This window comes from Colwellia sp. E2M01, assembly GCF_018860585.1.
In the GTDB taxonomy this organism is placed as follows: Bacteria; Pseudomonadota; Gammaproteobacteria; order Enterobacterales; family Alteromonadaceae; genus Colwellia.
Genome location: NZ_JAHKPR010000034.1, coordinates 65137 through 74117, shown reverse-complemented (window position 1 = coordinate 74117; position 8981 = coordinate 65137). Strand labels below are relative to the sequence as shown.

Below are 8981 nucleotides of genomic sequence, written 5' to 3'. Positions count from 1 at the left end.
ACGGGCTTTTTGCTTTTATGGTATTTGCGAAGCCGAAATAATTTGTAGCCTAACGCTTTCTAAGAGTCCAACTCTATACCTCCCGTAACATTCTATAAACGCTATCGTAAAACCCATTGTTATGTATATTGTAAGCCTTTAAAATATACACTCATCATTGATATTTACCGCGGAACTTTACATGAACGTAGAACAAATTTTACTAGCAATAGGTAATGCAGAAGACAACGACATACCTGTTGAAGGTCTTGCAGCCGCTAAAGCGAATTGGACAGCATTTTACCCTGAATTAGAGCGATTAATAGACAAGTTTATAGCAGTAGATACATCGTTGACCGATGAAGAGCAGACTATTTTATTTTTTGGTACTTTTTTATTAGCAGAATTAAAATATTCTCCTGCGTTAGAAAAGTGTTTGCAGTTATTTGCCCGTAGCGACTCCTTGTTAACGCCTATTGAAACGGTATTTGGCGATGCGCTTACTGAGTTAACACCTACCTTATTTTATAATGTGGTTGATGGTAATAGCCAAGCGTTGTGTAATTATATTGTTGATGGCCATCAAGCGATGTATGGCAAAGCCTCAGCTATTGAAGCTGTATTTGCTCAGTATGAAGCGGGTATTATTGATGAATTTGTATTAAGTTCGCATGTAACGCGATGGTTGGCATCCTTTTTAGCTGCATCTAGTACAACCAATAGTTTTTTATTAAGCGCATTAGCCGATTATTGTATTGACTATCAACTTGATAACTTTAAGTCTCAGTTTATAGCACTGTGTGATAAAAATATTTTTGATGAAGAGCGTTTTCAAGCTGTGCAAGTAAAAGGTTGGGATAATACTGGTTCGCGAAAGTTAATTGAATCAGGCATGATCCAAACACAATTTAGTGTTGTTAATACCTTTACTGCTTGGGCTGATTCGCACAATGAAGATCAAGAAAGTGATAGTGCTATTGATAGTAGCAGCAATGAAGACTTTGATGGCTTTGATAAGGTTGATAGTTTTGAATCGTTAATGGCTGAAAACGGTTTACTGGCCAATATATTGTACGATGAAAAGACTATATTAGAGAATAGTGTCCCTGTTAGTACTATAACAGCAGGCCGCAATGATCCTTGTCCGTGTGGTAGCGGCAAAAAATATAAGAAGTGCTGTTTACGATAACTTTAATCTAGCAATATATATTTTTATTGGCGCTAATAAACCGTCACTTGCATCAGTGGCGGTTTTTAGTTTTAACTTTAAATTACGCGGATAAAATAAGATTGCTGAATAACCTCGATAATCAAAGTATAATTGCGACAATATTATTGAAAAAATAAAGAAGCAGTATGGCAGAGCAAATAAATCATCCAGAGCTAATAGTTACCAATATTTATCCAGGTGATGATTATAGGCCAGACGCAAAAGCGCAAGCCACTCAACTGCCTCAGGAAGTTACTTCTCTCAACACTACGAAAAATAGCGCGAAACCTGCAGCTACAATTGATAACCACTCACCTAAAATTGTACTCGCTACACTTAACGCGCGATTTTTTCACACCAGCTTTGGTTTACGTTATCTTTATGCCAATTTACAAGAGTTACAGCCGTTTTGTGAAATCCAAGAGTATATAATCCAAACGCGCGCTATTGATATTGTTGAACAAATTTTAGCGTCAAAGCCTGACATTGTTGGCTTTGGTGTTTATATCTGGAATATAGTTGAAACAACCGACGTAGTGAATTTATTAAAAGTTATTGCCCCTGAAGTTACCGTTATTTTAGGTGGACCAGAAGTCAGTTATGAAACCGAAGAGCAGTCAATTGTAAAATGTGCTGATTACGTATTAACAGGCCCCGCAGATTTAAGTTTTTATCAATTGTGTAAAGATCTAGTCAACAACACGCCACCAGATAAAAAAGTAGTCCATTCAAAACCAGTTGAGTTGAAAGAGCTATCGTTACCGTACGAGTACTATACCGATGAAGATTTAACGCATCGTTTGCTTTACGTTGAAGCGTCTCGTGGCTGTCCGTTTAAATGTGAATTTTGTCTATCGTCGTTAGATAAAAACTCAGTACCTTTTGAAATAACCGTATTTCTTGATGAAATGGACATACTTTATCAACGTGGTGCGCGTAATTTTAAGTTTATTGATAGAACGTTTAATTTAAACATAAACACCACCATGCACATTATGCAGTTTTTCTTAGATCGCATGACTGATGATTTGTACTTACACTTTGAAGTAGTACCAGATCATTTGCCAAGAAAGCTAAAAGAATTATTAGCACAATTTCCTGAGGGTAGTTTACAGTTCGAAATTGGTATTCAAACTTTTAATGTTGAAGTGCAAAAGAATATAAGCCGTAAGCAAAATAACGCTAAATCGAAAGAAAACTTAATCTGGTTAAAAGATAATACTGCAGCACATATTCATGCTGATCTTATTTTTGGATTACCTGGTGAAACCCTCGAGAGCTTTAAAGACAGTTTTAATCAACTTTATCATTGTCGGCCGCATGAAATTCAAATGGGTATTTTAAAACGCTTAAAAGGCAGCCCGATAATCAGACATACAGAAGCATTTGATTTACGCTTTAACCCATTACCACCGTTTAATATACTAAGCACCGACCGTGTAAGCTTTGCTACAATGCAGCGGATTAATCGCTTTGCACGTTATTGGGACATGATAGGTAACTCAGGCCGTTTTAAATACTCATTACCGCATATATTATCAGATGAACCATTTGATGATTTTATGGCAATCACGGAGTGGATATTTAAAAAGACAGGGCAGATACATAAAATTAATTTGAAAAAATTATTTGAGTTGATTTCACAAGCGGTTGAAGCCTTGTATCCACAAAAACATGAATTAGTTCTAACAAAGATTGAGCAAGACTATGAAGCCGCTAAATTAAAAAGCTTATTTAGCAGTCTTAACCTTTATGCATCAGTAGAAGGGGAGTCAGGTGAAGTCGTTGTTAAAAATAAATCATTAAAACGCCAGCAACAACATATGAGTTAACTATATCGATAGTAGTAAAGCTTTGAAAGCCTGAGCCTGTAATCGTAAAGTTATCACCAACTATCTAGTTGGCGTACTATATTTTTCTGGCACAAATCTATAATGACCAGTAATGGTAAAGTCAAAAATCATATCTTCAACTTTAGGGCCTTGACCTATGTTATGTACAATCATTGGGTCACCTGTTTTTGGATTAACCTGATCTATCACCATACCAATATGAGGTAAATTTCCTGGTAGCATCCAAGTAACAATGTCACCTGCAGCATAATCATCATGATTAGTGCTAATTGTTAAACTTTGTCCATGCCTTGTGAAAAATGTTTGTAAGTTGGGAACACGTCTATGATCAATATTCTTATCGGTTGAGTTTAGTCCCCATATTCGTTTAGAAGGATAAAGTAAAAAGTTTGCTCTCATATCTTCATGAACTAACTGTTGTAGATCAGTTCCAATTTTTCGATAAGCTCTAATGATTACATCAGTACACACACCTATATTACTGGGTACATCACCGTTCGGATAAGGGATAGAGATATAAGCGCCATCATAAGTCACTTGATGAGTCGTTCGCTCAAGTAAACTTGATACTATGTCCTCATTAAACTCCGACGCGTTAATCTGTAAAGGCATTAACGAAAAAGTCGTAAAGTTTAATAGAAAGAAAAGCAAAGGTAAGTTATTCATTATCCGCCCTTAAAAAGTACAATGTTAACATTGTATTTATTTACTATTTTCTTCCCAGAATTCTAAGTATACGTAAAAATAAGTTAATGATATCCATATACAAAGCCGCTGCGCTATCAATTGCGTTGTCATAGGTTTTTGGGATGGCATTGGCTCTTGCCCAGTCATAACCAATATAGCCACAGAAAATAATAGCGATAATCCAATCTAAAATACCGTGATGCGTGTTAAATACAAATATTTCAATTAGCTCAACCACAATCACACAAAGCAGGGCAATGGTAAGTCCGCCAGATATTTTCTTGAAAAAAGCAGGATACATAGCGCCCAACAGCATCATTACAAAAGTAACTAAGCCGGTAACTCTTATTGCTTCAAGCACAATATCAGGATTGTATTGGCTTACCACTAAATTAATAATTAAGCCAAAAGGCACCACAACAAAATTATAACCAATAAAGCTTACCAAAGGATTAATTGATTTAGAAAAGAGGTAAACCCCAAAAAAACAAGAAGCAAAATAAGCGATAAAGAAAACAATGGGATTAATGTTACTTATTGATTCAACAGGGATATTTAGTACCATAAACCAGTTTATAGCAAAGCCCCATAACAAGGTTAATCCAATAACTACATTGTACGTTGTAGCACTAATTATTTTACTGTTGGTTGTGGTTCTATCAAATACGTCGGTTTTCATTTTACCTATTTCCTTGTAATTTAATTTTGCTAATGAAATGCTACATGATTGTCTATCAACTAATTGATAGCCGAAAAGACTTTTAATTCCCTGTTAGCTGATTTTCATCTTCGAAGTCTCTTGTTGAATAGCCATTCACTTTATAACGTCTTTACTATCAAATAAACAATTATGATAGATAAAAATATTGCTATTTCAGGAGGATATGGCATAAATGTACGATTAATTTTTTAAATAGTATCTACATTTGAAAAGGAATTCGATTTGAAAGAAAAAGATAAAATAGCATTATTTATTGATGCGGATAATGCACCGGCCGCTAAAATAGATATTATTCTCTCAGAGCTTGCTCGCTATGGTGTGGTAAACATTCGTAGGGCTTATGGTAACTGGAAGAGTGCCTGTATCAAGCCTTGGGAAGATGTACTTCACGAATATGCAATACAACCCATTCAACAATTTGATTTAACCAAAGGCAAAAATGCTACAGACATTGCGTTAGTTATTGACGCAATGGATATTCTTTACACTAAAGATGTTGATGCTATATGCCTAGTTTCTTCTGATTGTGATTTTACCCCTTTAGTCACACGTGTATTAGCCGACGGTAAATTAGTTATCGGTTTTGGTGAGCGTAAAGCACCAAAAGCTTTCGTTAATAGTTGTTCGAAATTTTTATACCTTGATGATATTGGTGCAGAAGAAAAGCCTACTCAAAAACGACAACCAAACATTAAAAGTGATACAAAACTAATTAATATGCTGCGTCAAGCAATTGAAGCGGTTGAAGACAGCAGTGGTTGGGCTAATTTAGGCCCAATAGGCTCTCATATTTCTAACCATGCATCATTTGATCAGCGTAATTACGGCTTTAAAAAACTCAGTGATTTATTTACCGCAATAGATTTATTTGAAATGAAGCAAACCCATGGTTCAGTCACTTGGGTTAGAGATAAAAAGCGCGCTAAGAACGTAGCAAAAAACTAACAATAAGCATTATTATGAATTTAGACATTTATCTTAATATGATACTCAATTCTATTTGGTGTCTTATTCCCATTTTCATCTTCGCGATTATTATCAAATCTGCGTGGTTTAAAGGTGTACTTGGCGAATGGCAAGTTAACTTACTCATCAAGTTTTTCTTAGATAAAGGCCAATATCACCTAATAAAAAATGTAACCCTACCAACAGTTACAGATGAAAAAGGGCAGGGAACTACACAGGTTGATCACATCATTGTTTCTCAATACGGCATTTTTGTTATTGAAACTAAAAACATGAAAGGTTGGATCTTTGGTAGTGAACACCAAAAGCAATGGACGCAACAAATCTTTAAGCATAAATCAAAATTTCAAAATCCACTTCACCAAAATTACAAACACCTTAAAACATTAGAAAGCGCTTTAAACTTAAACTCCGTAGATATTAATAGAATCCTTTTTTCAGTCATTATCTTTATTGGTGATAGTACCTTTAAAACCCAAATGCCAGATAATGTAAGATTCGCCCGTGGTGGTATTAATTACATTAAAAGTAAAACTGACATAGTTTTTAGTACGGAAGAAGTTGCTAGTATTATTGAAAAAATTGAAAGTGGAAGGTTAGCGCGAGGTTATAAAACTAACCGAGAACACGTAAAGCACGTTAAAGAAATTGTAAAAGAGAAAACAGCAAGTAAGTCATGCACAAAGTGCGGCTCTAATATGGTATTGCGTAAAGCCAGTAAAGGTAAAAATGCAGGGAATGAGTTTTGGGGATGTAGTACATTTCCTAAGTGTAGAGAAGTAATGGAAGTTGTTTAAATGGCTAAAAATATAAAAGTGCATTACATGATGCTACACCTTCTTGGAATGGTTTTACTTATCAAGGGAAAGTCGCCTAATTATTCAATGTAAATTGCCTTTATTAGTAAGGCATGTTATTACTTAGCCATAGTTTATGTTCTTTTTTGTGTGTATAATCTCGCAAAATTTTAGAGGGGTAACTTATGTTTGGTTTATTTGAAAAGAAAGACAATGTTCCTGAAACTATAAAAATTGATAAAGATGGCGTTATTCGCTTGAATTTGAAAAGCGTAGAAACCCAACGTAAATTTAAAGAGCAAGTAAGTAAATTAAAACAATTTGATGATCAGCTTATGGCCAAAGGCTAAAATATAATATGGGTGCATTGGTTTTAGGTGTCATCTTAGTTATAGGTTATTTCTTTGAAAGCTCTCACCCATACAGAAGATTAAAACTAGCCAGAAGTACGGGCTATCACATCTATTTCAAAGCCGGACTATCCGGTTTTCTTTTTATTATTTCTTCATTGTTTATCTGGTTGTGTATTGATTATTTTGATATACCATCTGCATTTATAGACAAGAACAACTTAACTACTGAACTCACATATTTACAATCTAAAAGTAAGCACTGGGATGAGTTAAAGGCTTTTTGCATATTCTTCTTAGGGTTTATTTTGTGTTTGATTTATATTGGCTTTGCTAAGTTATTTTCTTCAGAAAAAAACAAGTATGATAGAATTAAAGAGTTGGCAAATGATTTAGAGCTACTTGTTATCAACTCTGAAACCAATGTTAGCCCAATAAGGTTAGAGCTTGATAATGGCAAAGTATATATTGGTATTGCTAACAGCCCTGACTTAGAGCAGGGAGAAGTAACTTATATAAACTTAATTCCACTTTTAAGTGGTTATGTAGACGATACGAAGAAAATTATATTTAACAATAATTATTACCGCCACTATGAAGAACATTTCGGTGATATTGTTTTGGAGAATTTACTTCAAGAGGCTAAAAGTTTTTCATTAGTCATTCCTGTTTCAGAAATTGTTGTGGCGAGTAAATTTGATATTGAAGCCTTTATATCCTTTAGAAATGCTGCACCTTCTCAATTAGTAGGACCACCTGCACCTGAAGTTGAACCCGTTTAAATAGATCATACCCTATATATCGAGCACGTTAAGTACCTCTCATATACACAATCACCTATATATCACCAATATTTATCTTTATCGGACAAATGTTTTCTCAATACGGCTTATTTTACGGACAAAATACCATTTACGGACAAACATTATGGAAAACCGCTAGTGACTTATCTGTGTATTATTAGCAAAGATAATTTCACTAGCTTACTAATTGTTATTTCTATTCGCTTTACTGGCCATCTCAACAAAATTACTCAAGTAATCAATTTCAATATCTTTTTCCCGCATGCCGATAAATATCTGCTTGCTGATTCCTTTTTCACCTAAGCGTACGGCTTTAATAGGTAGTTGTTTAGCATATTGACCAACAAGCCAAGCGGGTAAGGCGCTTACGCCACGATTACTAGCAACCATTTGTAACATGATATCGGTAGTTTCAATTTTTTTATGTTTACTTGGGCTACATTGCGCAGGCAACATAAACTGGCTAAAAATGTCTAATCGCTCCATGGCTACAGGGTAGGTGATCAGTGTTTCTGTACTTAACTGCTCAGCCGTTACAAAGGTTTTTTGGGCAATAGGATGATCTTCATGAACCACTAATACTAATTCATAATCAAATACGGGCGTAAATACCACGCCTTTTTTAAATAATGGGTCTGGTGTTACTAGTGCATCAATATCATGACTAAAAAGCGCCGCCATACCACCAAATTGAAAGCGTTGTTTTACATCTAAATCAACGTCTTTCCATTTAGCTAAATAAGGAGAAACTACCGTTAGTAACCATTGGTAACATGGATGGCATTCCATACCTATACGTAATGAGCCTTTTTGTCCTTGCGCAATTTTCGTGACAATAGACTCGGTATGCTGAAGTTGTGGTAATACTCTGTTTGCTAACGACAATATAGCTTCACCTGCTTGCGTAAGTCGTAGCGTTCTACCTTCTTTTTGCCACACTTTAGTTTGTAATTGTCCTTCTAACTTTTTAATAGCATGACTTAAAGCCGATTGCGTTAAGCATAACTTATCAGCGGCTTCTGTTAACGTGCCTAGCTTATTAACCTGTTGTAGTATTTCTAAATGAGTACGTTCAATCATGAATAGTGAGCCTATAAAGTCATAGAAATTATTAAATAATTTATGAGTATAATTCATAAAAATGTTAATTTTAACTATTATTTCTCATGAATTTTTGAGGAGAGATTATGATTTAAAAAAGTACTGACATAAGCCTAAAGGTGCTAATAACGTTATTACGGTAAATAATACGATGCTTTTAAAGATGAATCTAATGGTAGTTTATGTGTTGATTTGAGGGACTAATCTTATCTAGTTATTTACTTGATTAACGCTAATCAAGAGCAATTAAAGTGGTTTTATAGTCTGTTGATTCGTATTTTTTATTACTTATTTTAATGAATCTATAGCTTGTTACCTTAGTTTATGTTGATAGTTTTATTTCCTTATCTTTTTCAATTCTAAAAAATAATTAGCTATAGGTTATTAAAAACAAATTAATTTTACCTAATGAAAACAAAGGCTTTTTTGTGTTGTGTGTTTAAGGCTAAGTTACATTAATATTTCCCTTTTTTGGTTACGCGTTACCTTTATGGGCAAATGAGAGAGCTTTTAT

At 34.5% G+C, this 8981-nt stretch carries 9 protein-coding genes; 6 read left to right on the top strand and 3 right to left on the bottom strand.

The window, feature by feature from the left end:
- The first annotated feature begins 181 nt into the window (after positions 1 to 181).
- On the top strand, positions 182 to 1168 hold the full coding sequence (locus KO502_RS07845; RefSeq protein ID WP_216022026.1) for a DUF1186 domain-containing protein: 987 nt from the start codon (positions 182 to 184) through the stop codon (positions 1166 to 1168).
- A gap of 167 nt (positions 1169 to 1335) precedes the next feature.
- Entirely contained in the window at positions 1336 to 3021 is a 1686-nt protein-coding gene (locus KO502_RS07840; protein WP_216022025.1) for a B12-binding domain-containing radical SAM protein, read from the top strand.
- Positions 3022 to 3081: 60 nt separating this feature from the next.
- Here KO502_RS07840 and KO502_RS07835 read toward each other — a convergent pair whose 3' ends face one another.
- Both KO502_RS07835 and KO502_RS07830 read right to left on the bottom strand, forming a co-directional pair.
- Positions 3082 to 3708 (bottom strand): DUF1287 domain-containing protein, encoded by a 627-nt coding sequence (locus tag KO502_RS07835; protein WP_216022024.1) that lies wholly within the window; start codon positions 3706 to 3708, stop codon positions 3082 to 3084.
- 43 nt (positions 3709 to 3751) lie between these two features.
- Positions 3752 to 4408 carry a Bax inhibitor-1 family protein gene (locus KO502_RS07830; RefSeq protein WP_216022023.1) on the bottom strand — a complete coding sequence of 219 codons (657 nt, stop codon included), beginning with the start codon at positions 4406 to 4408 and terminating at the stop codon, positions 3752 to 3754.
- 264 nt (positions 4409 to 4672) lie between these two features.
- Between KO502_RS07830 and KO502_RS07825 the strand changes: the two genes are divergently transcribed.
- From KO502_RS07825 to KO502_RS07810, 4 genes are all read left to right on the top strand, one after another.
- Complete coding sequence (locus tag KO502_RS07825; protein ID WP_216022022.1) at positions 4673 to 5395, top strand: NYN domain-containing protein; 723 nt, start codon at positions 4673 to 4675, stop codon at positions 5393 to 5395.
- 14 nt (positions 5396 to 5409) lie between these two features.
- Positions 5410 to 6213: an NERD domain-containing protein gene (locus KO502_RS07820; RefSeq protein ID WP_216022021.1), complete on the top strand. Its 804-nt coding sequence runs from the start codon at positions 5410 to 5412 to the stop codon at positions 6211 to 6213.
- Between the two features lie 185 nt (positions 6214 to 6398).
- Entirely contained in the window at positions 6399 to 6563 is a 165-nt protein-coding gene (locus KO502_RS07815; RefSeq protein WP_216022020.1) for a hypothetical protein, read from the top strand.
- Between the two features lie 8 nt (positions 6564 to 6571).
- Complete coding sequence (locus KO502_RS07810; RefSeq protein WP_216022019.1) at positions 6572 to 7345, top strand: hypothetical protein; 774 nt, start codon at positions 6572 to 6574, stop codon at positions 7343 to 7345.
- Positions 7346 to 7549: 204 nt separating this feature from the next.
- Here KO502_RS07810 and KO502_RS07805 read toward each other — a convergent pair whose 3' ends face one another.
- The gene (locus KO502_RS07805) at positions 7550 to 8446 is read right to left on the bottom strand and encodes a LysR family transcriptional regulator (protein WP_216022018.1); all 897 of its coding nucleotides are present in this window, start codon (positions 8444 to 8446) and stop codon (positions 7550 to 7552) included.
- Positions 8447 to 8981: the final 535 nt, after the last annotated feature.